This is a genomic window from Anaerobacillus sp. MEB173, from assembly GCF_052119505.1.
In the GTDB taxonomy this organism is placed as follows: domain Bacteria; phylum Bacillota; class Bacilli; order Bacillales; family JBJMAU01; genus JBJMAU01.
Map to the genome: position 1 here is coordinate 249,139 of NZ_JBJMAU010000001.1, position 25,606 is coordinate 274,744.

General features: G+C 37.0%; 25 protein-coding genes and 1 riboswitch. Of the genes, 15 read left to right on the top strand and 10 right to left on the bottom strand.

What is annotated here, in order from left to right; all coding sequences use genetic code 11:
- Positions 1 to 26: 26 nt before the first annotated feature.
- From ACJ2A9_RS01225 to ACJ2A9_RS01235, 3 genes are all read right to left on the bottom strand, one after another.
- Positions 27 to 899, bottom strand: coding sequence for a dimethylarginine dimethylaminohydrolase family protein (locus ACJ2A9_RS01225; protein WP_441419781.1), 873 nt, complete (start codon positions 897 to 899; stop codon positions 27 to 29).
- Positions 900 to 1,070: 171 nt separating this feature from the next.
- Positions 1,071 to 3,212 carry a catalase gene (locus tag ACJ2A9_RS01230; protein ID WP_441419782.1) on the bottom strand — a complete coding sequence of 714 codons (2,142 nt, stop codon included), beginning with the start codon at positions 3,210 to 3,212 and terminating at the stop codon, positions 1,071 to 1,073.
- A gap of 173 nt (positions 3,213 to 3,385) precedes the next feature.
- A complete protein-coding gene (locus ACJ2A9_RS01235) occupies positions 3,386 to 3,994 on the bottom strand; it encodes a spore coat protein (protein ID WP_441419783.1) in 609 nt (202 codons plus the stop codon).
- A gap of 195 nt (positions 3,995 to 4,189) precedes the next feature.
- Here ACJ2A9_RS01235 and ACJ2A9_RS01240 point away from each other — a divergent pair, with 195 nt between their 5' ends.
- On the top strand, positions 4,190 to 6,640 hold the full coding sequence (locus ACJ2A9_RS01240) for a putative bifunctional diguanylate cyclase/phosphodiesterase (protein ID WP_441419784.1): 2,451 nt from the start codon (positions 4,190 to 4,192) through the stop codon (positions 6,638 to 6,640).
- 126 nt (positions 6,641 to 6,766) lie between these two features.
- Here ACJ2A9_RS01240 and ACJ2A9_RS01245 read toward each other — a convergent pair whose 3' ends face one another.
- Entirely contained in the window at positions 6,767 to 8,155 is a 1,389-nt protein-coding gene (locus ACJ2A9_RS01245) for a hypothetical protein (protein WP_441419785.1), read from the bottom strand.
- Positions 8,156 to 8,373: 218 nt separating this feature from the next.
- On the opposite strand from ACJ2A9_RS01245, the gene ACJ2A9_RS01250 reads away from it, so the two are divergent.
- The 4 genes from ACJ2A9_RS01250 to ACJ2A9_RS01265 all read left to right on the top strand — a co-directional run bounded on the left by ACJ2A9_RS01250 (position 8,374) and on the right by ACJ2A9_RS01265 (position 11,573).
- Positions 8,374 to 8,808, top strand: coding sequence for an SRPBCC family protein (locus tag ACJ2A9_RS01250; protein ID WP_441419786.1), 435 nt, complete (start codon positions 8,374 to 8,376; stop codon positions 8,806 to 8,808).
- The gene (locus ACJ2A9_RS01255; protein ID WP_441420378.1) at positions 8,805 to 9,128 is read left to right on the top strand and encodes an ArsR/SmtB family transcription factor; all 324 of its coding nucleotides are present in this window, start codon (positions 8,805 to 8,807) and stop codon (positions 9,126 to 9,128) included. Before ACJ2A9_RS01250 ends, ACJ2A9_RS01255 begins: the two co-directional genes overlap by 4 nt.
- A 154-nt stretch (positions 9,129 to 9,282) precedes the next feature.
- A complete protein-coding gene (locus ACJ2A9_RS01260) occupies positions 9,283 to 10,002 on the top strand; it encodes a YebC/PmpR family DNA-binding transcriptional regulator (protein WP_441419787.1) in 720 nt (239 codons plus the stop codon).
- A 248-nt stretch (positions 10,003 to 10,250) separates the two neighbouring features.
- Positions 10,251 to 11,573 carry a diguanylate cyclase domain-containing protein gene (locus ACJ2A9_RS01265; RefSeq protein WP_441419788.1) on the top strand — a complete coding sequence of 441 codons (1,323 nt, stop codon included), beginning with the start codon at positions 10,251 to 10,253 and terminating at the stop codon, positions 11,571 to 11,573.
- 68 nt (positions 11,574 to 11,641) lie between these two features.
- On the opposite strand, the gene ACJ2A9_RS01270 is transcribed toward ACJ2A9_RS01265, so the two are convergent.
- A complete protein-coding gene (locus ACJ2A9_RS01270) occupies positions 11,642 to 11,848 on the bottom strand; it encodes a hypothetical protein (protein WP_441419789.1) in 207 nt (68 codons plus the stop codon).
- A gap of 246 nt (positions 11,849 to 12,094) precedes the next feature.
- On the opposite strand from ACJ2A9_RS01270, the gene ACJ2A9_RS01275 reads away from it, so the two are divergent.
- From ACJ2A9_RS01275 to ACJ2A9_RS01285, 3 genes are all read left to right on the top strand, one after another.
- Entirely contained in the window at positions 12,095 to 12,385 is a 291-nt protein-coding gene (locus tag ACJ2A9_RS01275) for a 2Fe-2S iron-sulfur cluster-binding protein (protein ID WP_441419790.1), read from the top strand.
- A 306-nt stretch (positions 12,386 to 12,691) separates the two neighbouring features.
- The gene (locus ACJ2A9_RS01280; RefSeq protein ID WP_441419791.1) at positions 12,692 to 14,374 is read left to right on the top strand and encodes a SpoIID/LytB domain-containing protein; all 1,683 of its coding nucleotides are present in this window, start codon (positions 12,692 to 12,694) and stop codon (positions 14,372 to 14,374) included.
- A gap of 119 nt (positions 14,375 to 14,493) precedes the next feature.
- On the top strand, positions 14,494 to 15,159 hold the full coding sequence (locus ACJ2A9_RS01285) for a DNA alkylation repair protein (RefSeq protein WP_441419792.1): 666 nt from the start codon (positions 14,494 to 14,496) through the stop codon (positions 15,157 to 15,159).
- A gap of 155 nt (positions 15,160 to 15,314) precedes the next feature.
- On the opposite strand, the gene ACJ2A9_RS01290 is transcribed toward ACJ2A9_RS01285, so the two are convergent.
- The 3 genes from ACJ2A9_RS01290 to ACJ2A9_RS01300 form a co-directional block, all read right to left on the bottom strand.
- A complete protein-coding gene (locus tag ACJ2A9_RS01290) occupies positions 15,315 to 15,695 on the bottom strand; it encodes a YccF domain-containing protein (RefSeq protein ID WP_441419793.1) in 381 nt (126 codons plus the stop codon).
- Positions 15,696 to 15,867: 172 nt separating this feature from the next.
- Entirely contained in the window at positions 15,868 to 16,170 is a 303-nt protein-coding gene (locus tag ACJ2A9_RS01295; protein WP_441419794.1) for a spore coat protein, read from the bottom strand.
- Positions 16,167 to 16,373 (bottom strand): hypothetical protein, encoded by a 207-nt coding sequence (locus ACJ2A9_RS01300; RefSeq protein WP_441419795.1) that lies wholly within the window; start codon positions 16,371 to 16,373, stop codon positions 16,167 to 16,169. Before ACJ2A9_RS01300 ends, ACJ2A9_RS01295 begins: the two co-directional genes overlap by 4 nt.
- Before the next feature lie 176 nt (positions 16,374 to 16,549).
- Here ACJ2A9_RS01300 and ACJ2A9_RS01305 point away from each other — a divergent pair, with 176 nt between their 5' ends.
- From ACJ2A9_RS01305 to ACJ2A9_RS01320, 4 genes are all read left to right on the top strand, one after another.
- Positions 16,550 to 16,756: a spore coat protein gene (locus ACJ2A9_RS01305; protein WP_441419796.1), complete on the top strand. Its 207-nt coding sequence runs from the start codon at positions 16,550 to 16,552 to the stop codon at positions 16,754 to 16,756.
- A 15-nt stretch (positions 16,757 to 16,771) separates the two neighbouring features.
- A complete protein-coding gene (locus tag ACJ2A9_RS01310; protein ID WP_441419797.1) occupies positions 16,772 to 17,134 on the top strand; it encodes a spore coat protein in 363 nt (120 codons plus the stop codon).
- A gap of 19 nt (positions 17,135 to 17,153) precedes the next feature.
- The gene (locus ACJ2A9_RS01315; RefSeq protein WP_441419798.1) at positions 17,154 to 18,290 is read left to right on the top strand and encodes a zinc-dependent alcohol dehydrogenase; all 1,137 of its coding nucleotides are present in this window, start codon (positions 17,154 to 17,156) and stop codon (positions 18,288 to 18,290) included.
- A 205-nt stretch (positions 18,291 to 18,495) separates the two neighbouring features.
- Positions 18,496 to 19,611, top strand: coding sequence for an aminopeptidase (locus tag ACJ2A9_RS01320; RefSeq protein WP_441419799.1), 1,116 nt, complete (start codon positions 18,496 to 18,498; stop codon positions 19,609 to 19,611).
- Positions 19,612 to 19,695: 84 nt separating this feature from the next.
- On the opposite strand, the gene ACJ2A9_RS01325 is transcribed toward ACJ2A9_RS01320, so the two are convergent.
- Positions 19,696 to 20,958, bottom strand: coding sequence for a serpin family protein (locus ACJ2A9_RS01325; protein ID WP_441419800.1), 1,263 nt, complete (start codon positions 20,956 to 20,958; stop codon positions 19,696 to 19,698).
- A 99-nt stretch (positions 20,959 to 21,057) separates the two neighbouring features.
- On the bottom strand, positions 21,058 to 21,597 hold the full coding sequence (locus ACJ2A9_RS01330; protein ID WP_441419801.1) for a helix-turn-helix domain-containing protein: 540 nt from the start codon (positions 21,595 to 21,597) through the stop codon (positions 21,058 to 21,060).
- Positions 21,598 to 21,818: 221 nt separating this feature from the next.
- Here ACJ2A9_RS01330 and ACJ2A9_RS01335 point away from each other — a divergent pair, with 221 nt between their 5' ends.
- The 3 genes from ACJ2A9_RS01335 (at position 21,819) to cax (ending at position 25,562) form a co-directional block, all read left to right on the top strand.
- Positions 21,819 to 22,610: a dioxygenase family protein gene (locus ACJ2A9_RS01335; protein WP_441419802.1), complete on the top strand. Its 792-nt coding sequence runs from the start codon at positions 21,819 to 21,821 to the stop codon at positions 22,608 to 22,610.
- A 198-nt stretch (positions 22,611 to 22,808) separates the two neighbouring features.
- Positions 22,809 to 22,887: riboswitch (ZMP/ZTP riboswitch) on the top strand.
- Between the two features lie 171 nt (positions 22,888 to 23,058).
- Entirely contained in the window at positions 23,059 to 24,258 is a 1,200-nt protein-coding gene (locus tag ACJ2A9_RS01340) for a phosphoglycerate dehydrogenase (RefSeq protein ID WP_441419803.1), read from the top strand.
- Positions 24,259 to 24,482: 224 nt separating this feature from the next.
- Entirely contained in the window at positions 24,483 to 25,562 is a 1,080-nt protein-coding gene (cax, locus tag ACJ2A9_RS01345; RefSeq protein ID WP_441419804.1) for a calcium/proton exchanger, read from the top strand.
- Positions 25,563 to 25,606 lie beyond the last annotated feature (44 nt).

Here is a 25,606-nt window from a genome sequence, read left to right on the forward strand (position 1 = left end):
AAAATAAGAAAGGATCTGTTCCTTTCTTATTTTTCATGTTCGCTTTCTTCACGAACGAGTGGAAGAGTACAGCAGCGAAATGATCCGCCGGATTTAATAATTTCAGTGATATCAACTTCAATGACATTAAAACCACGCTGACGAAGCTGAGCGTTAACATTTATATTAACTGGAAGGCTGAGTATTCTTTTGTCCCCAAGAGAGAGGACGTTTGTTCCTAATGTAAATTGTTCTTCTTCCGATACCTCAATTAAATCATAATGATATTTAAGGATTTCCTGTTCTTTATTTGTAAATGCAGCAGGAAAATAGAGAGCTTCATGTGGTGAGATGATATTAAAGACACAATCAAGATGTAAGTATTTTTCTGTAAATGGAATCGTAATCACTTCATAACTAGGTAGAAGAGAACGCATATGTTCTATGGCCTTTTTGTTTGTTCGATCACTTTCACCGATAAAAATTTTGTTGCGATCAATGATGACATCGCCACCTTCGATCTCATCACCAACTAAGTTATAATAGGAAATTTTTTCTTCCTCAAGCCATTCCTTTAAGACATCTTCCTCTCCTTGTCTTATGTCAGCAGCCATATCGGCAACAAATATCGTTTGGCCGAGTGTGAAGCCGATATCTCGTGTGAACACTTGCTCTGGGAAACGTTGTTGAGCTGGTAATAATATTACTTCAACATCATGAGAACGAAGTGTTGAAACGAGTTGTTTGTGCTGCTCCATTGCAAGCTTAATATGAATTCCTTCATCCTTAAAATGTTTTTGTGTTTCATTAATCATATCTTTTATTGTCATGTATTGAGGTTCACAGAGAATGACACGCTTAAGTTTATCGTACTCACTTGAGCAAAATGTTTTGGGTTTATCCTTCAAAAAAGAAAACATATAGCTTCCTCCTGTTTGTTGTCTTACATCATAGAATGTCCTAAATAGGATTGATCTGAGCATGTAAAAGTTGGATAAATAAGCGTTATTTCACGATCCTCTAATGCGAAAAAAACAAGTCATCCAAGAAGAATAACTTGTTTTCCTAATAATATCATTTTCCATTTTCTATCAGCCGGTCATTTTCCCATCTTGATTTTCCCTCAGCCAATGGCGATGTTCAGCAATAGCGACAATAAACTCATTGTTAAATGCCTCAAAGTCTGACGGATTACGAACAGTGACAACTCCTAGATGAGTTGTGACTTCTCCTTTAGATTCAGTCAATGCAAGATTTATGTTCTTAACTTCAGCATTAGTAAGAAGGTCGATACCTTCATTTATCGCACCGATTGGTTTAGCGTGGGCAAATGCATCATTAATAAAATCTTTTGCTTCCTTATGCATCATCATATTGTTAATTGACTGCTGACCTCCGGGGATAAAGAGGGCATCATACATAATTGATGAACTAATCGAATAGCTTTTGTTTACTTCAATTTGCTGCCCTTCAACACTTGCGATAATTCCTAAGGTTCGGCTAATAATGTCAACATGTACACCAGCACCTTCTAACGCCGTCTTTACTTGCATGAGCTCATCAAATGTAAATCCATGATCAGCAAGAACCGCTACTTTTCTCGTTCGTGCATCTTTGATTGTATTATCCTGGCTAACAGCAGGAGAGCTTTCAGTAACCCCTGTTCCGCCTGGATTAGCAGGTGGCATGACACCAATTCCTTTGGAAATCTCAGCTGCAAGAAAACCGTCCACATTATTAAACATTTCAACAACCTGCTGTTTAATCGTTTTGTCTTTTACATTGCCAACTTCAAAATGAAAGGCCTTAATGATATGTCTCTTTTCAGCATTTGACATACTGTTCCAAAAGAGTGTTGCTTGACGGTAATGGTCATGGAAGCTTTCACTGCGTTTTCGTATTTTTTGTCCTTCCACCTTTTCAGCGTAGTGAACATAACCATTTTCTTTGTCAGAGGCAGGCTGAGGCGAATTACCTCTTAATGTATTTGGTGAATAGCTTACTTGTCCTTTGTCAATCGTCATCCGGTGGAAGCCATCACGTTGATTATTGTTAACAGGTGCGATTGGACGATTTATCGGTATTTCATGAAAGTTAGGTCCTCCCAAGCGCAGAAGCTGTGTATCTGTATAGGAAAACAGCCGTCCTTGTAAGAGAGGATCATTACTAAAGTCAATGCCGGGAACAACATGACCGGGATGAAATGCAGCTTGTTCCGTTTCAGCAAAAAAGTTATCCTGATTACGGTTCAATGTCATTTTCCCGATAATTTTTACTGGGACGATTTCTTCCGGCCAGAATTTTGTAGGATCAAGAATATCAAAATCAAACATAAATTCATCTTCTTCATCAATCATTTGTACACCAAGTTCAAATTCAGGATACTCTCCCATATTGATTGCTTCCCACAGGTCTTTACGATGAAAATCCGGGTCCTTCCCAGCTAATTTTTGGGCTTCGTCCCAAACGAGAGAATGGACACCCAGCTTTGGTTTCCAATGAAATTTTACAAAGCGGGCTTTCCCTTGATCATTAACAAACCGAAATGTATTCACTCCAAAACCTTCCATCATACGAAAGCTTCTCGGAATGGCTCGATCAGAGAGTAACCACATAATCATATGAGCGGTTTCTGTATTGCTCACGACAAAGTCCCAAAACGTATCGTGGGCAGCTGAAGCCTGTGGAATTTCATTATGAGGCTCTGGTTTAATCGCATGAACGACATCAGGAAACTTAATCGCATCCTGAATAAAAAAGATTGGAATGTTATTAGCAACTAAGTCATAATTTCCATCCTCAGTATAGAATTTTGTTGCAAAACCGCGTACATCACGAACAGTATCAGCAGAACCACGTGAACCGACAACCGTCGAGAAACGAACAAATACAGGGGTTTGTACAGATGGGTCCTGCAGGAACTTTGCTTTTGTAAACTCTGTCATCGATTCATATACTTGAAAGTAACCGTGTGCCCCAAAGCCACGGGCATGAACAACCCGTTCAGGAATTCGTTCATGATCAAAGTGTGTCATTTTTTCACGAAAATGAAAATCCTCCATTAACGTTGGACCGCGATCACCAGCCTTAAGTGAATCATCCGTATCCGAAACACGCACTCCTTGATTGGTTGTTAGCTTCGTATTATTGTGATCAACTCGAAAGCTCTCCAATTGCTGATATTTTTTACCATTTAAATTCATCGGATCATTTTGTTTCTGTTCATCATTCATCTTTTTTCACCTCATCTATCAAAATTAATTTACTATTTTTTGTTATATAGGTAAAAGTTAATTCTTATGGAATAGTCTGCTTATAGCAATACGATTTATACACGAATAAGCATAGAAAAGAGCAGATACTTTAAGATCCGCTCTTTTCTATGCTGCAATATTCAGAGGCTGTATTATTGCATATTCATATTGTTGTTCATTGAAGTAGAGTTCATTTGATTCATTGTGTTCACAGTATTCATTGTATTCATAGGTTGATACATGCCCATCATTTGGTTTGTCTGAGTGGCAGAGAAGGTTGGCGGCTGGTAGTATCCATTTTGATTCATCCAATTCCAAAGCTCATAGGCCATTTCTTGACATTGGTTAGCCCCGTTTACGTGATACATTCGAATCTGTGGATCGACACATTCATTTGCCCACTGCATTCCCATAACCGCACCGGATTTATGCGTATTTAATAATAATGTTGCAATCGTTTGATCTGAAAGGGATTGTGTATTTGCCATAGGTGAGGCCATTTGCATTTGATTTTCCATGCCAATCGTTGGATTTGCTTGTTGGAAATTAGGAATTTGATGTGTGATTTGTACTCCTTTTCCTTGCATAAGGTTAATCCCTTGCTGATATGATGTTACCATAAGCTGTTGGTGCTTTTTAATGATTGCTTTTAATTGCTGATCATTACATTGATAAGCTAAAGCTCCATGCTGTTCTATTTCGGCTGCTTTTGTTCGTAATGCTTCTGATGTTTCTAATAGTTCATGTGCTGCAAAATTCATCCTGTATCGCCTCCAATTCGTGTATTGGGATTGTCCCATGGAGTAGTTTATCTAAAAATTTTTTTTACATACTTAAAATTATTGTTCAGATTTTCAAATCGTACATTTGTGTTAATAATCTATGAATTACTTGAGGGGGACAAGTTGTTACAGTATAATTCATGTACAACAATACTTTAGACATGGGGATTATAGATGAATCTCGATTATATTATTTTTAGCAGTAGTGCAATAACTATTTTGTTAATTATTCAGTCCTTTGTAAAACAAAATGGAAATAAAAAATATATGGGTACATTGCCATTATTGATGTATGTATTAATTTTTGCCTTATTAGTTACCGGTTGGTTTTTAGTAGAAAATGAAACAACTAAAGTCAAACAGGATATTATTACACAATTAAGTCAACTTGCGCCAACGCTTGCTTATGAGTTACAACACAATGGTCATGACAAACTTTCCCTAAATACAAAGGAAGATGATCATCACTATATTGCCATGATAAATAAAATGGTCGATTGGATGAACATTAATCCAGCGATTGATAGTTTATATACGTTTCGAAAACTTACAAATGGGGATATCGTCTTCGTCCTTGGACCTGAAACCGATTATAATCGCAACGGGATCATTGATCATGAATTAGAAGAACGGGTTCCACTTGGTGAACGATATGATGAAGATATTCCTGAATTACACGATGCATTTGAAGGAACAGCCACTTATCAAACACAAACAGAGGCTTATACCGATAAATGGGGAACTACAATTAGTGCATTTTCGCCAATTTTTAACGAGCAAGGGGAAGTTGATGGTGTTTTAGGTATAGATTTATTAGAAGAGACTTGGAATGATCAAATTGGTCTTGTTAGATTTAAAGCGTTCGGTTTACTAAGTGCGATTTATTTTCTATTTGTTTCTACATACTGGGGTATGTTCCATTTTCGTCGGGCCGAGAGTCGAGTGCGAATGAAAGAACAACAACTCGTTGAAAGTGAAGAACGTTACAAAAGTCTCGTAGAATACTCTCCAGAAGCTATTATTGTTATTCAGAATAATATCATTAAATATGTAAATCCTGCAGCAATCACTTTACTCGGGGCAACAAAGAAAGATGATTTAATTGAACAGGATGTCTTCCAATTTTTAAGCAGACGAGATCATACGAAGCTCAAACAAATGCTGGATTTCATACAGGTGGAAGGGAAAGAAATGAAATCGGTAGAAGAGAGCTTTATTATTGAAGGAGTTCAACAGATTATTGTTGAAGTTACAGGCTCACCTATCATTTATTTAGGAAGACTATCAGCACAATTTATAATTAGAGATATTACAGAAAAGATTGAGCATGAGAAAGCTCTTCATTATCAAGCATACTTCGATCATTTGACAGGACTTCCAAATGGATTACTTCGAAATGAAAGGTTATCAGAAGCCATTGCACAGGCAAGAGCAATTGAAGATACAGTATCAGTCATCATGCTTGATCTTGATGGTTTTAAATATATCAATGGTTCAGTCGGTCATGATATTGGTGATGAACTATTAAAACTCGTCGGTCAACGGTTACAGTATGCATTATCTCCTGAAGATACTGTAGCACGATATAGCGGTGATGAGTTTTCAATTATTCTTCCTCAAAAAGGAAAAGCGGAAACAACGCAAATTATTGAGGAACTTTTGGATGTTTTGAATAAGCCATTTTATATTGGTCGTCATGAAATTTATGTTACGACAAGTATGGGAATCAGCTTCTACCCGCAAGATGGGGAAGATGTAACAATGCTTATTAAAAATGCAAACATAGCCCTTGACCAAGCCAAAACCAATGGAGATAATAATGTTCAATATTATCATCCAAATATGAGTGTTAAATCAGAAAGAAGACTCGAACTTCAAGCGATGCTTCATAGAGCATTGGAGCGGGATGAATTTGTGATCTTTTATCAACCGCAAGTGGGTATGACAACGGAAAAAATAATTGGCGTAGAAGTGTTAATTCGCTGGCTGCACCCTGAGAGAGGGTTAATTTCACCGGCAGAGTTTATTCCCGTTGCCGAAGAGACAGGTCTCATTATTCCAATGGGGGAATGGATTTTACGAACAGCCTGTCAGCAAATTTTACAATGGAACACCTTTTTCGATACTCCGTTGCGATTAGCGGTAAACCTATCTGCCGTTCAATTTAGAGATAAAAATATCGTGAACACCATTATTTTAATTCTTAAAGAAACGTCTTACCCGCCTGAACGATTAGAGCTTGAAATTACCGAAAGCATGGCAATGGATGTTGAGAACACGTTACTGAAGCTAGAACAGTTTAAAAATATCGGTGTTCAAATTTCGATTGACGATTTTGGCACAGGTTATAGTTCACTAAACTATTTAAAGAAATTTCCAATTGATCGACTTAAAATTGACCAATCATTCGTCCGTGATATCCTCGATGAATCAGATGATTGCTCGATTGTATCAACCATTATTTCAATGGCTCATAACCTTGGACTAGCAGTAACCGCTGAAGGAGTGGAGACAAAACAACAAGTGAATGTTTTGAGGAAGCTTTCATGTGATGAAGCACAAGGGTATTTTTTTAACAAACCGTTATCTGTTAACGAATTTGAAACAAAATACGTAAAGATCTAGGAGGGGATGTCTCAAAGGAACAGTCACCTCGAACACAAATACGGTAGCCGATCGATGATCTAACCTCTGTATTTTGTATTCGTTCGAGGAGAGCTGTCACTTATGTGACATCCCTTTTTCGTTATTTTATAACCAACCTATGAGATAGAAACTGTACAGAACAGATGTCAAGACAATTGCCAATATAGCCGAAAAGCTTAAGTTTTCTTTGATAAGCACCTTTGCCGGTTGCTCCATTAATTTTGAAGCCATTAGTACTTGGCCGGAGAATGGTGAGATTTGTGTGCTTGTTGTCCAGGCTATAAGGAGGACCAGAGCCATATATTCCGGACTCACGCCAAATTTCATTGGTGATAAGGCGCTTCCAATCCCTGTTACAATAATAATCGGATGAATTCCAATTTGAGCTAATAGAATTGCAATAATCACAATGAAAATCGTCAATAAATAGACTGAGCCAAATGAAGCCGTAAATAAAAGGCTTGAGATTTGGACCCCAATATCCGTTTGTGAGATCGCCATCCCAAAGTATCCTGCACTAATAAAGACAGCAAATTCATTTTTTAAGCGAAGAAATGAATGCTCAACAAGCTCAACTACATCGTGGATGTATGAACGTATCATCTTCGTTGCACAAGCCCAGATAATTGGGAGAACAACCGCCATTAGTGAGACAATTGTAATCATATCTAATGTTAGGTTGTAGTAGAGTAAAAATGACATAAAAACAAGCACAAAGCTAAATAGAAAAAAAGGAAGTAGCGATTGATTATAGTACGATTGTTTATTGATCTGTTTTTCATTTTCAACAATTGGATCATTAAAAAACGAAATCCTTTTAAACATGAGCCATGCTATCATCAAATAGAAGAGTGCTAGCAAAATGCTATAACCGGCAATGTCGAACCATGATAAGTTAAAAATAACGAGCACAAGACCAACATTGACGAAATAGGGGGACCAGAGTAAACAGAATCCAAACGCCCGCATAATGTTCAATGTTATTCTTTTATCCTTGTAAGATGAGAAACTTTCTTCAGAAATCCGTTTCACTAATGCCATCGCCCCGAAATTTAAAATGGCGCCGATCGAAGCTGTTAAAAAGAAGCTTAGGCGATACGGATGCTGACCTCCTTGCCGCTCTTTTTCCTGTACTTTTTCTTTTAAAGCTGATAAGTATCCAGCTGTTGACATAAATGTACCGATAAGTGGGATTAATAAGAATAGCGCTAGAAGATTGGCATTTTTACCAAAGCCACTTAACGCAGTATTCAAAGATACCCCTTCGAAATAAAAACAAACGCTACCGACGATTAATAGTATCGAAACAACGAAACGGTTCACATTGGAAATAAACAAAAAGGCACTAATGAGTAAAATCGCTCCAAATACGCTATACGTTGTAACGAGCAAGTCACTCGGGTAAAAACGCTCAATTAAAAATAAAATTGTCGTTAAGTAGCTTAACGCGCCAATCATTCGAAGTATTGGATGAAGTTCTTCTCCTGTAGTCACCTTAAAAACTCCCTTTTATTGATTTGCCCGACATAGATTGTAAGACTTAAAGATTTCCTCTTTTTGCTATTTTACCACACCTAAATTTAAAATATTGAATACTACTCATATAACGTAAAAATAATACGGAAGAAAAGAAATGTTGACATGTAACCAAAAGGTTTCGTATACTGATTACGAAACCTTTTGGTTACATAAAAATATGGAGGTAATCTTTAATGAGTAATAATGCAGTTACACCGGATATTCGAAAACAGGTTGTATTTAATGCAACAATAGAAAAAGTATGGAATGCTGTAGCTACCTCGGAAGGCATTGATTCTTGGTTCATGCCAAATAATTTTAAACAAGAGCTTGGCAATGAGTTTACAATACAGTCACCGTTTGGACCAACTCCTTGTAAAGTTGTAGAGCTTGAACCACCATACCGTCTTGCCTTTTCATGGGGAGGAGCTGGCTGGAAAGTCACTTTTGAACTTAAAGATGTGCAAGGTAAGACCGAATTTACGCTCATCCACTCTGGATGGGGTGAGCCTGACGCAGTGTTACCTGGACAAGGTCCTGGAAAAACAAATGCTGAGATTAGGGATACGATGAATAATGGTTGGGAGTCGATCGTTAACGAAAGATTACGTAAAGTAGTTGAGGAATAATGTCTGCTGCCCAAAAGCATGATGTTTTTCAAGCAATTTCCGATCCGAATCGCCGAAAAATTTTACGAATGTTAGCTGATCAAGAACTACCCGTGACCATGATCAGCAGTCATTTTCCGATCAGTCGCACTGCGGTCTCGAAACATCTACACATCCTATCAGAGGCTAAGCTTGTGACTGCAAAGAAAGTAGGCAGAGAGAATCGCTATAAGCTTCAGCCGGAAGCTTTACTCGAGCTTAAGGAGTGGCTTTCTTTTTACGAACAATTTTGGGACAATAAGCTCGCGATGCTAAAGCATGTAGTCGAGAATGAGGAATGATGGAAGCGAAGCACCTTTTGTAAGGTGCTTTTATTTGACAGTTTTTGTCGAAGAATCATAAATCGTCAATGAGTGAAAAGAAAAAAATATTGAAGTCATAATTATTTCATATTACTATTACTAAGTAGATTCAAAGTTGAAAGTGAGTGGTAGTATGGGACGTAAATGGAACAACATTAAAGAGAAAAAAGCGTCAAAGGATGCAAATACGAGTCGTATTTATGCAAAGTTTGGTCGTGAAATTTATGTTGCTGCAAAGCAAGGTGAGCCTGATCCGGTAGCGAACCAAGCGTTAAAGGTTGTCCTTGAACGCGCGAAAACGTACAGTGTACCAAAAGCGATTATTGACCGCGCGATTGAAAAGGCGAAGGGTGGATCAGAGGAAAACTATGATGAGCTTCGCTATGAAGGTTTTGGTCCAAATGGGTCAATGATCATTGTCGATGCTCTTACAAATAACGTGAACCGTACGGCAGCAGAAGTACGGGCAGCCTTCAATAAAAATGGAGGGAACATGGGTGTAAGTGGGTCAGTGACATATATGTTTGATACGACAGCAGTTTTCGGTATTGAAGGGAAATCAGAGGAAGAAGTGCTCGAGCTTTTAATGGAAGCAGATGTTGACGTACGTGACATTATTGCAGAGGACGATTCTGTGATTGTCTATGCAGAGCCAGATCAATATCATGCGGTACAAGAAGCATTTAAGAATAACGGAATTACAGAATTTACTTTGGCAGAACTGACGATGCTTGCTCAAAATGAAATTACACTCTCTGAAGATGCTCAAGTACAATTCGAAAAATTAGTTGATGCGCTAGATGACTTAGAGGATGTGCAACAGGTTTACCATAACGTAGATTTAGGTGAATAAGTGGATAAACGGGGATGTTTCATAAGTAAAATAACAGTCACCTCGACCACAAAATCTAAAAGGTAATTCGTATGTAACCTTAAGATTTTGTAAGTTCGAGGAAAGCTGTCACTTATGAGACATCCTATTTTATTATTTTCGAAAAATCATTCTGTTTTGTCATTATTAAAAAAAATGGTAAAGTATTACTTAGACAATTCAAAAATAGGACGGCGGAGCTAGATGAAGAATAATTGGAGTGTAAAAAAATGAATGCTTACCAAAAAGTAAATCATCAATTGTTCTTAGAGAAAATTATCAATTGTATTAATGACTATATTTTTGTAATGGAGGTTGGGGAAGGACCAACTTTTACGTTTATTACAGTTAATGAACGTGCCAAAATAGCGTTAGGTGTTAATGATGAAGTACTGGGAAAGAAAATTGAAGAGGTAGTATCAAATGAAAAAGCTGAATTTTTAACAAATATTTATAAAGAAGTACTTACAAAAAATGACAAAGTGATATTTGAGTTTAGTGATAAAGAAGGACGATTCGAGGAAACATCTTTAAACCCGTATTTAAATGAGAACGGTGACATTACACATATCGTTGCGGTTGTCCGTGACATTTCAGAACGAAAACGTATTGAAAGAGCTTATGGTATTGTTAAAGATCATACTGTTGAACAAGAGATTTTTGAAAATGTTAAATCTAATGAGCTCTATTATCGAACATTAATTGATCGTTCTCCAGATCCAACTGTCATTCATCAGGACGGCTATATTCGTTATGTGAATTATGCCTATGCCACCTTACTTGAATCATCAAGCCGTGAAAAGCTAATTGGCAAGGCTATTGAAGACTTTTCACCCATTTCACAGCGTGAGTATTTACGTGAAAAAATTCAATATTTTTATGAAGAACAGGATAGTATGTCGATGGAGGATAAAATTATTACATTAACCGGTAAAACAAGAGAAGTCGAAGTATTCGCTACAAAAACAACTTATAAAAATAAGGAAGCTGTTTATGCTGTGTTACGTGATGTTACTGATAGAAAAAAGATTGAGAGAAAAATCGAAAATATGGCTTTTTACGATTACTTAACTGAGCTGCCGAATCGACAATTGTTCAAAGAGTTACTCGAAAAAGCGATTGAAGATGCAAAACGCTATAAAAAGAATTTTGCCTTATTGTATATTGATGGAGACAAATTTAAAGATGTTAATGATACAATCGGTCATCAAGGTGGCGATGAATTCATTAAAGCATTTGCAAAACGTATTCAAGATAGTGTTCGAAAAGTAGATACCGTTGCCCGTGTTGGTGGCGATGAATTTAATGTATTGCTGATGAACATACAAAATAATAAAGAAATCCTTCATGTCATTAAACGAATTTATCAGAATTTGGAAAAAGAATGGAGCTATGATGAGCAAGTTTTGCCAATGTTAATGAGTGTAGGTGTTGCCGTCTATCCAGAAGATGGCGAGGATTTTAAAACACTTGTAAAAAATGCGGATGAAGCTTTATATGCGGCTAAGGAAAATGGAGGGAATATTTATCAATTTTTTCATGAAATTAAGTAAATCGGGTGTTTGTCTCAATAACACAATAATTACCCACCTTGTTGAGTGGATAATTATTGTGTTATTTTCTAGTTACGACCTGCACTTTTTGATAAAGAATCAGCATTTTTACTATCAATGTGGCCATTTTTACTCATGCTTTTTAAGGATTGAATATTACTTTCAATTTTTTGCAGCTCTTGGTCTAGCTCTTGAGGACTGTTTACAAATTTCTGTATACGTTGTCCAGACGTCTCGATCTCCTGTGCAACTCTGTTGATTAAATCGATATCCATTTTTCTACTCCCTCCTTACATTAACATTCATTATTTAGTATGTCCTGATTAGCGTCTTTTTTTGTATGATCGAAAATTGACGATTAAAATTTCAGAATATATAGACGAAACAGTTGCTTTCATTAGTGATTTTGGATTATGATAGATGTATAGATGGTATACAAAATACCGAACTTTTTTTTCTGAAACTTATTCTGTATCCTAAACAATTTATTAAATAAAGCTTGTAAGAAAGGTGTTGAAAGTATGAAATGTCTCGATATTCAAGCATTTAACAATAACAATAAAGAATTTACTGTAAATCCCGAACCAGGATTGTCTATACTCGAACTAGTGAATAGTAACTTTCAAGACCCTAAGCGTGAAGGAATCCCATTTATTTGCAAAAAGGGATCATGTCGCAGCTGTGTAGTAAAAGTTGTAGATAATAATGAACTATTAGAAGAAGCAAATAGAGCCGAAAATTTATCATTAGCTGTAGGGAAGACAACGATTAAAACTGGTTATCGTTTAGCCTGTTTAGCTAAATTTAAATAACTGTGCTCCTCGATCAAGCAACAGATATTACATAACCTGCCGGAAAATCGACGGGTTTATTTTTTATGCTTTTTTATTTGGAAACATTTCATTGTTATAAGAGTGACGATTACCGCACAATCCTAAATTATCGAACTTTTACCGGTAATGAGGTGATGAATAATTAGAATTCGTGCGTTATTATGTGTACTCCTTGTCGTATTACTATCTGCTTGTACACAGTCTGATCAACTTGAGCAAAAATATGACGGACAAGCTATTCCTGAATTCAGTCAGCAAGAATCGGAGTTTATACGGGATCGCTTAATGAATCATGGTAGTAAATTTCAGGATAATAGGAATTCATCAAGCGGTAATAATGCATTAAGTGAAAATCCATTGATGAAAGTAAAACTCATCAATTATGTCGGGAATGTGAAAGAGCTCTCCGTATCATTTTCAGGATCATATCGTGTAGAGGGTGCTGGGACAATCCTTCCAAACCAAACATATCGTGTAAGTAATGAAAATGGTTTAATTGTCTTATATAATGGTCAATCCAAATTACATGAAGGCAGCTCGATTACATTTACCACCGCTGAATTCAGCGAGAAAAATCAGATTCGTCTTAATAATCGGCCATATCTAGGATCGATGCAATTTATTAATGAAAACGGCTTTGTAAGACCAATCAACACGTTACCAGTAGAAGATTATTTAAAAGGAGTGATTGCTCATGAAATGCCGGCTTCATGGGCGATTGAAGCATTAAAAGTTCAAGCAGTTGCTGCAAGAACATATGCGTTGTCACATGGTACGAAGCTGATTGATGACAGTATAAATTACCAAGTTTATGCTGGTTACGTATGGCATCCTAACAGTACAAGAGCTGTTAATGAAACGGCAGGACAAGCCTTGCATCACAATGATAATCTAGCGTTAACCGTGTACTCATCAAGTAATGGTGGTCAAACAGAGTCTAACTCAAATATTTGGGGAGGAACAAGTTTGCCGTATCTCCCGGTCAAAGATGACCCCTATGATCCTGTCCATCCTTGGAGTTTTTCTTTTCATAAGCATCAGATGGATCTAAGTAGTCTAGACATGACTAACCCTGATAGTTGGTGGGTACAAACGAAGGAAGCAGATGCTACGATTACGAATAATATAAAAGCTTGGCTTTCTAGAAACGGCTATCCAAATAGTGAGCTTAAAATTGTTTCCGTTCCTCATCTCACCTTTTCTGCTCAGCGTACGAGCGGTGGGCGTGTAACAAGAGGAGACATAACAATTCAATTTCTTGTAAAGTCACTTACAAATCATACCTATAGTAGAAATGGGGATGGCTCCATCCGGATTCATACTCTTGAGCTTAAAGATACAACAGCTTCACAGATCCGTTCAATTATCGGTATTAACTTAGTTCGAACCTTTCTAGTTGATAATATAGATGATAACGGAGTAAGCTTCACTGTTTCAGGAAGAGGATTCGGGCATGGCGTTGGCATGAGTCAATGGGGAGCAAAACGGATGGCCGATCTAGGTTTTTCCTACCGTGATATTTTGCAATTTTACTATCCAGGAACCACAATCGTTAATATACAAGGAATCCAACCGGTCGAATTAGATAGAGAACCCTCTTATCATATTCTATTAACCGTTGAGAGCAAACGAGCAACTGTTGATGGAACAGAAATACAACTAACGGAGGCCCCTTTTATCCGAAATTCGAGAACACTAGTCCCACTCCGTTTTGTCAGTGAACAATTAGGCTCTACTGTTCATTGGGATAGCAACACGCATGTAATTACAATTAATTCCCCAAATAGAGTATTGCTATTAAAAGGGGGAAGTCGCACAGTTTCAGTAAATGGAACAAATATGACAATTGATGTCGCACCTGAAATCATTAGAGGAACAACGTTTGTCCCGTTGCGTTTTATCTCTGAACAAATCGGTGCCCAAGTTGACTGGAACTCGGCAAACCGGACAGTTACGATTAAAAGATAATTGCGAAAAGGCAGCGATATCACGCTGTCTTTTCTCTTTAATAATTTACGTTTAAGACATAAGTAAAGTAAAATAGACAAATAATGTAACATATTGATTGTCAAAAGGGAGAGAGGTACATGAGTTACCAAAAACAATTAGAGGTAATTTTTGAGGAAAATCGCAATGAAGATTTAGCAATTCCAATGAGTAAATATATGAGAGAACTGTTCCCTTTTCTCGGAATCAAAACTCCACAAAGAAGGGAGCTGTTGAAGCGTTTTTTTAACGAGAGCAACATTATCAATGAACCTTTTCAATCAGACTTTGTTCGAGGTTTGTGGGCAAAGGAAGAAAGAGAGTACCAATATGCCGCATTGGATTATATGGTAAAAATACATAAAAGGCTGGAAAAGCAAGATCTCCCATTACTTGGGCAATTAATTATAACAAAATCATGGTGGGATACCGTCGATGTTCTCTCACCAAAGCTAGTCGCAACGATTGCCAAGCAGTATCCAGAAGTAATTGGTGAAACAATCGAGGGCTGGGCATATGGAGAAAACTTATGGCTTCAACGTTCAGCTATTTTGTTCCAACTGAAATATAAAGATAAAACGGATGAAACCCTGTTATTTCGCTACATCTTGCAAAATGCTACGAGCACCGAATTTTTTATCCAAAAAGCAATTGGCTGGGCATTACGTGAATATTCAAAAACGAATTCAGCATCAGTGAAACAATTTATTGAAACGAATACTTTGCCAAAGCTAAGCATTCGTGAAGGAAGCAAGTATTTGACTTAAAACACACAAGTACACTGACTAAAAATTTGATGTCAGCCAACTGTACAAAAAATTGAAATTAAGAAAAACACTTGCTGCTAAAAAATCAGCCCGACATGTCTTCTAATTTGAAGACATGTCGGGCTTTCGTTTTATATTTACATGTGTGATTGATATCATATCACTTGTTTTCCTAAAGGAGCAAAGGATACAACCGCTAATTTAAAGTGAGCCAAGCCAAAAGGGATCCCGATGATCGTAAGACAACTCGTAATTCCAGCACAAAGGTGAGCAAAAAATAACCAAATTCCTGCAAGAACTATCCATAAAAAATTTGCCAAAGCCGTTCCGAAGATTCGTTCCTTTCCAACTGAACGTTTGTCAACTAATTCTTGACCGAAAGGAAACGCCGCAAAACGGGCAATTCTAAAGGCAGCATGGGCGAATGGAATACCGATAATTGTTATCATCATAATCAAACCAAACAAAAACCATAAGATACAAGCAACGATCCCCCCACCTAAAAAGAACCACAAAAGATTTCCGATTAATTTCATCCCATCACCTCCATAACTATATATTGAATCCAAAACACATCTATAACCAATAAATTTCTGAATATAGTGAAAATTTCACGTACCGTATTCTTTTTAGATTAAATAATTAAAAAAAACAATAAAGAAAGCCTACCATATTAATATGTAGGCCCTCAATAACAATCTGTTTATTTTATAATTTTTCACTTAGTTGTAACGCTGTTTCTGTAATTTTCATATCCGTTGCTATTTGTTCGCCTAAGTCATGAGGGTGGTATGTTCCTTTCTCAATCATATAATTGGTTATTCTTTCATGTGTCTGTACAGCATGTTTTAATTCTTCCCGTAACAATGCTCTTACCTCTGGAGAAGCACTTTCGGTGATTGCAAAGGCGATATTACGGATACCGGCTTTTGCGGAAATTAGAAAGTCGGTCGCTATCACCTGGTCGGTCATTCCACCCATACCAACTAGGCTTTTGATAATGTTATTCATAACTTGCTCCCCCCTTTATTGACCATATCCTGTAAAGCTCGAACAAATTTCACACTAGCTTGTGCATCATTCAAGAGAATTGTTTTTAGTTCTTCATCTTGAACTAATCCGCCCATTAGCAATGACTTCGTTAAGCATAAATTTTTAAACACTAACAACTCATGCATTTCCAACGTTTCATGTAACCCATTATATGTGGTCATCATTCATTCCTCCATAAGTATTGTTATAGTTACATTTTGTACAACCTCACTCGTAAAAAAGGTGGTAGTTATTGTAATTATCCATATGATGAAATTCTGCATAAAGGCGATAAAACAAGGTAAATTAACACTAGAATTTTTTGTTTAATGCTCAGTTAAAGTAGGAGGTAGGAAATATGGGACATGAAAGCTTAGGATTCCATGAAACAATGGATACCCATGAGATGCTAAACTTCAAAACAGCATGCTTAATGAAATCAAAAATGATCCAAGGAATATGTTTTGATAATGACCTTAAAGCACTCTTAGAAAAGGATATAAAACAGTCGGTAAAGGACCTTGAGGAGCTGCAAACCCTTTATAAAAAAGCGCAAACAAATTAGAAAGAGGTGTAATTCATGAATGAGGATTACTTGGATCCGAAATACGCAGAAGGGATGCCGAAAATGGCAGATGCGGCGTTTGCCTTAGATTTCTTGTTATCCGTAAAAACAGGTATCCGCTATTATGCAGTGGCATTAACCGAAACAGCTACATCTGAGCTGAGGGAAGCATTATATCGGCAAATGGATGCGGCAATTGATTTGCATGGTGAGCTGACCGAACTAATGATGAACAAAGGCTGGTTATATCCGAACGATATCGGCAAACAAATTGAGTTGGATTTGAAGTCAGCAGATATGGCGATTGCCATCGCTAATATGAATCTTTTCCCATTAGATACAGACCGACTTGGAACGTTTGCAACCCCTTTTAAATAGTAAATGAGGAGGAAATTATATGAAAGCAGTTACATACCAGGGCATTAAAGATGTTGCTGTCAAGGAAGTGTCAGATCCTAAAATTGAAAAAGCAGATGATATTATCGTCAAAATAACCACTTCTGCGATTTGCGGATCTGATCTCCATTTAATTCATGGAATGATTCCAAATACGCCTGAGAACTTTGTTATTGGTCATGAACCGATGGGAATTGTTGAAGAAGTTGGTACAGAAGTCACAAACCTGAAAAAAGGGGATCGGGTAATTATTCCTTTTAATGTAAGCTGTGGCGAATGTATCTATTGCAAAACAGATTTAACGAGTCAATGTGATAACTCCAATCCTCATGGTGAAATGGGAGGATTCTTTGGCTATTCGGAAACAACTGGTGGCTATCCAGGTGGCCAGGCAGAATACATGCGTGTCCCATATGGCAATTTTACCCCTTTTAAACTCCCTGATGATTGTGAGGTTGAGGATGAAAAATTAGTATTAATTGCTGATGTTGTCCCAACAGCTTATTGGTCCGTCGATAATGCAGGTGTTAAGGATGGCGATACGGTCGTTGTGCTAGGATGTGGTCCAGTTGGACTTCTTGTGCAAAAATTCGCTTGGCTTAAGGGAGCAAAACGAGTCATTGCGGTTGATTACATTGATTATCGTCTTCAGCACGCCAAACAAACAAATCATGTGGAAATCGTCAATTTCGAACAAGAAAAGAACGTCGGTGAGTATTTAAAAGAAATCACACAGGGTGGGGCGGATGTTGTTATTGACTGTGTTGGAATGGATGGAAAAATGTCTCCTCTTGAATTTTTAGCTACAGGATTAAAACTTCACGGCGGCTCAATGGGTGCAATTGTGACGGCAACACAAGCGGTTCGAAAGGGTGGGATGATTCAACTTACAGGTGTATATGGAATGAGATATAATGCCTTCCCACTTGGTGACATCTTCGAGCGGAATGTGAACATTCGTTCTGGTCAGGCTCCAGTTATTCCGTATATGCCTCATTTATACAAGCTGATTGCTGAAGAAAAAATTGATCCAAGCGATATCGTGACTCATGTTATTCCATTGGATCAAGCAAAACAAGGTTATGAAGTATTTGATACAAAAACGGACGGTTGTATAAAAGTCCTGTTAAAGCCGTAACCGTTACGAATTAGCCCACAGTAAACTACGAATGATTTAGTGGGCTATTTGATATTCTCTTTTCAAATCCAAAATGGGTAAAATTCTAACTTGAATAGCTTACTTTTAACAGCCAGATAAAATCGTTATAAACAACAATATTTTAAATCTTGGTTCATGATGAAATATACTTATTATCGTATAGATTATGTTTGGAGGGATGATGATGATCGATTCTCGTTTAGACAAATTAGCAGATGTTCTAGTTAATTACTCCACTAAGGTACAAAAAGGAGAAAATGTTCTTATTGAAGCATTTGGAATTGATAATGCATTAGTGAAAGCGATCGTTCAACAAGTACATAACGCTGGCGGACACCCTTTTGTAAATGTTCGTGATCACCAAATTACTAGAGAATTATTATTAAATGCTACAGAAGAACAAATTGCAACATGGGCTGAATATGATGCAAAACAAATGGAAATGATGCAAGCTTATATTGGCATTCGCGGCGGCCATAATATTTATGAAACATCCGATGTTCCTGAGGAAAAAATGAAGATTTACAATACATTATATAATCATAAAGTACACTCTACGATCCGCGTGAAGAAAACGAAGTGGGTTGTTTTAAGATACCCGAATCCATCAATGGCACAGCTTTCGAAAATGAGCACTGCTGCGTTTGAGGATTTCTATTTCAATGTTTGTACAATGGATTATCAAAAAATGTCCAATGCCATGGATGCTTTAGTCGAGCTTATGAACAAAACTGACAAAGTAAGACTAACTGGAAAAGATACAGATTTAACATTCTCTATTAAAGATATCCCGGCGATTAAATGTGATGGTGAGATGAATATCCCAGATGGGGAGATCTATACGGCACCAGTTCGTGATTCAGTTAATGGTGTCATTACATATAATACTCCAAGCCCGTACAACGGTTTTGTATATGAAAATGTAATATTACGGTTTGAGAATGGAAAAATCATCGAAGCAACAGCAAATGACAGCGAGCGAATTAATAAAAATTTTGATACGGATGAAGGAGCAAGGTATGTTGGTGAGTTCGCAATCGGAGTAAACCCCTTTATCGAAAAAGCATTTGGGGACATCCTGTTCGATGAAAAGATACATGGAAGTATTCATTTTACACCTGGGCAATGTTATGACGAAGCGTACAATGGCAACCAATCGGCTATTCATTGGGACATGGTGCTAATTCAACGTCCTGAGCATGGTGGGGGAGACATTTATTTTGACGATGTTTTAATTAGAAAAGAAGGGCGGTTTATTCTACCTGAACTTGAGCCGTTAAACCCAGAGAATTTAAAATGATGTTATGAAAATAAGCTGCTTTTCATAGCCAAATAGATACAGCCTTATCCTCAAAAAGTACGGGGATAAGGCTGTCACTCATAGTTATGATGGGTCAACGATTGTTCCCATAAACAGAATCGTTTCTGTTGCTTCATCATAAACCATAATGAAAAAGGGACGATTAACCGTCATTTGAAAATCATACACCGGTGCCGATTCCTCAACAATTTCCACGGAGGTAACTCCAGCAGCTTCCGTTCCTTCTTCATTTACTTCTAGAAATGTTTTATGCTTTACATTTGCAATATAAAGGTTCGGTGGAATTTCTCCCATTTGCCCGAAGTTCGCCTGTTGATCATCAAAAGCTATTTCCATCCCTAAATCTTTAAGTAGTTCATTTAAAAGTTTTTCATATTCCAATTTAAATTTTGGCAGTTGAATTTCACCTGCTATTGTTTCATATTGACCTAACCAAGTTCGCCAATTCTCCTCGGTAAATTCGTGATGGAACTCTTCAAGAGTAATAGACTCACTTGGAAGAAAGACGTACATGCCAATCTGTTCATCACCATATGGAAGGCGAATCGATTGAAACAAATGATTCTTAAAGTAATCATAGTCCCCAACAGAGGACATAAGAGGAATTTGAACCGAACTCCCATCTAACAAATGAAAGGTATCTGGTCTCGTTCTACTTTCTTCAAACGGTTTGCTCCAATCACCTTTAAAATAGATAGCATTAATGAGAAACATAACTGTGTTCGGGTCTATATATTCATCAACAATCTCTTCGATTTTTCCTTCTGTTTTCTCTTTTACCCAAGAATTAATAATATCTGAAGCTTCATCATCATTAAAATTTAAAGTAGTAATCATCGCGTCAAAATACTCTTCGTTTCTCTGAAGAAAACCTTTGTGAAAGATACGACCTTCCCGTCCCCATAGGGAATTAGCAATATTTAATTGAACACTTGGATCCCCAAATTCCAAGATATTTTGCAGCACTTTAAAGGATTGATTTACATCTTCCAAAGACAGCTGCTGAAACGACAACGTTTCAGCCATCGCTTCTTTTGTTTCTTTGTCGGCACCGTTATACGTCATTGCCAGTGCTGCTGAAATACTATACGGAGAAATAAACACATTTTTTTCCCCGTCTTCTTCAACTAATTTTTTGTACAGTGAAAAAGCAAAGTTTATGTTGGCAGCCGCTAAGCGAGGATCAAGGTCATCATTACTGTAATGTAGCTGACCATCAGAGTGTGAATTCGACTGATCATGATTTCCTTTTTGAGAGCAGCCAACTATTAAGAGCAGTATTACAGCGATGAAGATTGGTAACAATATTTTTGAATCTCTATACATAATGAAACCCCCTCATTTGAGTTATGACGTCTTTACTAAATTAGACGTATAAGCCCACAGTTTCGTTTCACCAAATGAGGGGCATTGAATACTATTTTTTTAAAAAATATCATCCAATTCAGTATCAGAATAAACCGAGATTAAAATTACAGCTTTGCCCTCGCCAATGTTTTTTACGTAATGGGGGACACTCGCATTCCAGCTAAAGGAATCACCTTCTTCAACGATATAGGAATCTTCACCTTGCTCAGCGAGAATTCTGCCTTCCAATACTAAGTGACATTCTTCGCCTTCATGTGAATGTGGTTCGCCAATGGATGCCCCTGGGGGCGCTTCAACAATCATCATCCTTAAGCCGCCCTTTGAGGTTAAGTGCTCAATTTTTAAATTGTTAAACGTAGAATTTGTTCTTTCATTTTTACGAACAACCTTCATATGTTGTTTTTTTTCGAGTAGTAAATAAGGGAGGGGAACACCGAGAAACTTTGCTATCGTATTTAATGTACTAATTGATGGTGACGTATTATTATTTTCAACGTTACTAATAAAACCTTTTGAAAGCCCAGTTGCTTCACACATCTGTGCAATTGTTATTTTTTTTCTATTTCTTATCGCGCGAATTTTTGTACCAATATCCAATTTGATCACCTCGTAAGTTTCCTAATATAGAACTTAATTATATATTAGCAAATAATTCATTGACATACTATCATTATATTGTTATCTTATAAGTATATAATATTCATATTACAAAACTTATTGATATTCTATTAGTTATCCTTATGGTTACGAAATTCGAAGACTTTATATAAAAAAATATACAAATAATAATAAAAAATGGATACAGGAGGCAAAAAATTATGATACCAACACTGTTTATTGCACACGGAGCACCGTTACTTGCCATTGAGAATAATGAGTACACACAGTTTTTAGAATCGTTAGGTACGACGTTACCAAAACCAAAAGCGATTGTTTTGTTTTCGGCACATTATGAATCAGCTGCGCAAAAAGTGAGCAATGTTGAAGAATTTGAGACGATCTATGATTTTGGCGGATTTCCAAAAGCATTATATGAAATAAAATATCCTGCAAAAGGCGACGAAACAGTAACAAACGAAATTATAGAATTGTTTACAAAACAAGGGATTCCTTATGATATTGATACAAGACGCGGTTTAGATCATGGCGCATGGGTGGTTCTCAAAATGCTTTATTCTAACGCTGATATTCCAGTGATTTCAATGTCTGTTAATCCTAAACTTACACCTGATAAACAATATGAGATTGGAAAAGCATTAGCACCATTACGAAAGAAAGACGTTTTGATCATCGCAAGTGGAGGAACTGTTCATAATCTAATGGCATTAAAGATGGGGAATGATGATGGCAGAATTGATGAGTGGGCACTTGGTTTTGATCAATGGTTAGAACGGCATATTACAAGTTGGGATCTTGATTCATTATTCAACTATGACACTCTGGCACCAGCGGCAGAACTAGCAGTACCGCCATATGGAAATGAGCACTTTATCCCACTATTTTATGCAATGGGTGCTGCAGATCAAGAAAAAAGCGCAACATTAGTGCATCGCAGTTATCGTTATGGAAATCTTAGCCACAGTGTATGGCAATTTGGGAGCACAGAATAAAAAACTTATCATGAATAGGTTAATGATAAAATGGAACGACTTACTGTTAAATCAATAGATTTGTCCAAAGTACGAACATTTTAATGTTAAAATAGCATAATACACTGCTTTTTACGAAAAATCAGTAAAAAAAACGTAATTTTTTTAAAAAGAAAGTTGAAGTTTACAGATTAATTTGATAATATAGAAACAAATCAAAAGGCTATGTGTAACTGGCGAGACACGGATCACCGTGAGGGAGCACATAGTGTCGAAGCCGTTCGCCTGGGCAGAGGTAAAGGAATTTAACCTTTACCTCTTTCTGTCTACTAGGAGGGGATACCTAAAGGCGAGAATATTTATCTAGTAATATAGTTAAGTTAGATTTATAATAATAAAAATAATCTAAATTTTTATTACTTAAGCAATTTTTAAAAAGAATAAATATATACAAAGAGGAGAGAACGATATGAGCACAGTAGCCTTAGACAAAGTGAAGACAATCAAAACGTTAAACAACATTGCAGAAAGAGGACTAAATGTTTTCAATAATGAAAACTTTACAATCAACAACGACAGTGAAAATCCAGATGCGATTGTTTTACGTAGCTTTAACATGCATGCAATGGAATTTGGGGATAATCTAAAAGCAATTGCACGTGCCGGAGCAGGGACAAACAACATTCCGGTTGACAAATGCACAGAGCAGGGAATTGTTGTATTTAATACGCCTGGTGCAAATGCTAATGCGGTAAAAGAAATGGTCCTTACAACATTAATGGCATCTTCACGTAATCTTTTTGCTGGTATCGCTTGGACGAAGACTTTAGAGGGTGAAGGTGATCAAGTTCCTAAGCTTGTTGAAGCGGGGAAAAAGCAATTTGTCGGAAAAGAAATTAAAGGTAAAACGCTCGGTGTAATCGGCTTAGGAGCTATCGGTGCCCTTGTTGCAAATGATGCACTTGACCTGGATATGGATGTTATTGGATTTGACCCATTCATCTCAGTTGATACGGCTTGGAATTTATCTCGTAATGTTCAACGAGCAATGACAATTGAGGAATTATTTGCAAACTCTGATTATATTACAGTACACGTTCCACTAACAGATGACACAAGAGGAATGTTCAACCAAGAAACATTCGGCATTATGAAAGAAGGCGTTCATATTCTGAACTTCTCTCGTGGAGAACTTGTGAACGAAGATGATATGGCTGTTGCACTTGAAAATGGCAAAGTAGGTAAGTATATCACTGACTTCCCGAATGAAAATACGTTAAAAATGAAAAATACAGTGTCAATCCCTCACCTTGGTGCATCTACTAATGAATCAGAGGAAAATTGTGCGGTAATGGCTGCTCGTCAAGTGAAGGATTTCTTGGAAACAGGAAACATCAAAAACTCAGTCAACTTCCCGAACGCTTCTCTTCCTTATACTGGGAAGCGCCGTGTTGCTGTATTCCATAAAAACGTACCAAACATGGTTGGTCAAATTACTCAAGCAATTTCTAGCTATCACTTAAATATCGCTGACATGGTAAACAGAAGCCGTGGTGAATATGCATATACAATGGTAGACATTGACAATGAAGTAAATGGTGACATTATTCCTGGCTTGTCTGAAAAAATAGCACAAATTAACGGAATCGTTACATCTCGCGTTATTTAAATCCCTTTGATAACAAATGCCAGCCCCTGTTTTAAAGTAGGGGCTGGCATATTTATTTTAAAATGAGAGAGCAGGGCTACAATCTTCTTTTATGAAAAGAGACCTTCCATGAATTTGGAAGGTCTCTTTTCTTTGCATTGCAAGATAATAACACGCTCTGTTCATTAGTGTGTGTAGCTTATTTCTATTTTGGTTAGATAGATGAAGATAGTTATATACTAATTATGAAAAGAAAGCGAGGTTGTATCATGGCAAATAAATTTTTTTTCCTTATTCTCTTGATAGGTTTACCTTTATCAATAATCGGGAGTTTGTTACACTGGCCAACCGTGTTAATGTTCGTCGTTTACTGTATAACAATTGTCGCGTTAGCAGGTTATATGGGCAGAGCAACGGAAAGCCTGGCCATCGTTTCAGGTCCACAAATTGGTGGTTTATTAAATGCAACATTCGGAAATGCAGTTGAGCTAATCATCTCCATATTTGCATTGAAAGCTGGTTTAGTAGGTGTTGTTTTAGCTTCCTTAACAGGATCAGTGCTTGGAAACTTATTGTTAGTTGCAGGACTCTCTTTCTTCGTAGGCGGAATAAAATTTAAGCGTCAAAGTTTTAATGTTTATGATGCTCGTCATAATTCAGGACTGCTTATGTTTTCGGTCATTGTTGCATTTGTTATTCCAGAGGTTTTTTCGATGACTATGAATGAAACGAAGACTTTTGCTTTAAGTATCGGAATCTCAATCATTTTAATTTTACTTTATCTTGCTGCTTTAATGTTCCGGTTAGTAACACACCGTGGTGTGTATCAGCATAAAAATAAGGAAACTGTAGAACATGAGGAGCCTGAATGGGGAAAATGGAAGGCCGTTATCATATTAGCACTTGCAACAGCTGCGGTGGCCTATGTTTCAGAAGCACTTGTACATACGTTTGAAGAAGTAGCAGAAACATTTGGTTGGACTGAATTATTTATTGGTGTCATCATCGTAGCTATCGTTGGGAATGCTGCAGAACACGCTTCAGCTATTATTTTTGCATTTAAAGATAAGATGGATATAGCCGTAGAAATTGCTATAGGCTCTACACTTCAGATTGCTATGTTCGTTGCACCTGTATTAGTGATCATTTCACTATTGTTTCCTGTGAGTATGCCGCTCGTGTTTACTTTACCTGAATTAATCGCAATGGCTTCAGCCGTCTTATTAACTACTGTCATTGCAAATGACGGAGAAACGAACTGGTTTGAAGGTGCAACCTTATTGGCTGCTTACTTTATAATGGGAATTGGTTTTTACTTGCTGTGATATAATACGAAACCTGCCCGCTTAGAGTCACTAATTCTAAGCGG

Bases quoted from the DNA above. Each gene is read 5' to 3' on its own strand.
- ACJ2A9_RS01260 (WP_441419787.1), top strand. From the start codon at position 9,283: ATGGGACGTAAATGGAACAACATTAAAGAGAAAAAAGCGTCAAAGGAT.
- ACJ2A9_RS01305 (WP_441419796.1), top strand. From the start codon at position 16,550: ATGGGACATGAAAGCTTAGGATTCCATGAAACAATGGATACCCATGAG.
- ACJ2A9_RS01310 (WP_441419797.1), top strand. From the start codon at position 16,772: ATGAATGAGGATTACTTGGATCCGAAATACGCAGAAGGGATGCCGAAA.
- ACJ2A9_RS01225 (WP_441419781.1), bottom strand. From the start codon at position 899: ATGTTTTCTTTTTTGAAGGATAAACCCAAAACATTTTGCTCAAGTGAG.
- ACJ2A9_RS01335 (WP_441419802.1), top strand. From the start codon at position 21,819: ATGATACCAACACTGTTTATTGCACACGGAGCACCGTTACTTGCCATT.
- ACJ2A9_RS01300 (WP_441419795.1), bottom strand. From the start codon at position 16,373: ATGACCACATATAATGGGTTACATGAAACGTTGGAAATGCATGAGTTG.
- ACJ2A9_RS01290 (WP_441419793.1), bottom strand. From the start codon at position 15,695: ATGAAATTAATCGGAAATCTTTTGTGGTTCTTTTTAGGTGGGGGGATC.
- ACJ2A9_RS01285 (WP_441419792.1), top strand. From the start codon at position 14,494: ATGAGTTACCAAAAACAATTAGAGGTAATTTTTGAGGAAAATCGCAAT.
- ACJ2A9_RS01325 (WP_441419800.1), bottom strand. From the start codon at position 20,958: ATGTATAGAGATTCAAAAATATTGTTACCAATCTTCATCGCTGTAATA.
- ACJ2A9_RS01340 (WP_441419803.1), top strand. From the start codon at position 23,059: ATGAGCACAGTAGCCTTAGACAAAGTGAAGACAATCAAAACGTTAAAC.
- ACJ2A9_RS01240 (WP_441419784.1), top strand. From the start codon at position 4,190: ATGAATCTCGATTATATTATTTTTAGCAGTAGTGCAATAACTATTTTG.
- ACJ2A9_RS01230 (WP_441419782.1), bottom strand. From the start codon at position 3,212: ATGAATGATGAACAGAAACAAAATGATCCGATGAATTTAAATGGTAAA.
- ACJ2A9_RS01235 (WP_441419783.1), bottom strand. From the start codon at position 3,994: ATGAATTTTGCAGCACATGAACTATTAGAAACATCAGAAGCATTACGA.
- cax (WP_441419804.1), top strand. From the start codon at position 24,483: ATGAAAAGAAAGCGAGGTTGTATCATGGCAAATAAATTTTTTTTCCTT.
- ACJ2A9_RS01320 (WP_441419799.1), top strand. From the start codon at position 18,496: ATGATCGATTCTCGTTTAGACAAATTAGCAGATGTTCTAGTTAATTAC.
- ACJ2A9_RS01250 (WP_441419786.1), top strand. From the start codon at position 8,374: ATGAGTAATAATGCAGTTACACCGGATATTCGAAAACAGGTTGTATTT.
- ACJ2A9_RS01280 (WP_441419791.1), top strand. From the start codon at position 12,692: ATGAATCATGGTAGTAAATTTCAGGATAATAGGAATTCATCAAGCGGT.
- ACJ2A9_RS01295 (WP_441419794.1), bottom strand. From the start codon at position 16,170: ATGAATAACATTATCAAAAGCCTAGTTGGTATGGGTGGAATGACCGAC.
- ACJ2A9_RS01270 (WP_441419789.1), bottom strand. From the start codon at position 11,848: ATGGATATCGATTTAATCAACAGAGTTGCACAGGAGATCGAGACGTCT.
- ACJ2A9_RS01275 (WP_441419790.1), top strand. From the start codon at position 12,095: ATGAAATGTCTCGATATTCAAGCATTTAACAATAACAATAAAGAATTT.
- ACJ2A9_RS01315 (WP_441419798.1), top strand. From the start codon at position 17,154: ATGAAAGCAGTTACATACCAGGGCATTAAAGATGTTGCTGTCAAGGAA.
- ACJ2A9_RS01265 (WP_441419788.1), top strand. From the start codon at position 10,251: ATGAATGCTTACCAAAAAGTAAATCATCAATTGTTCTTAGAGAAAATT.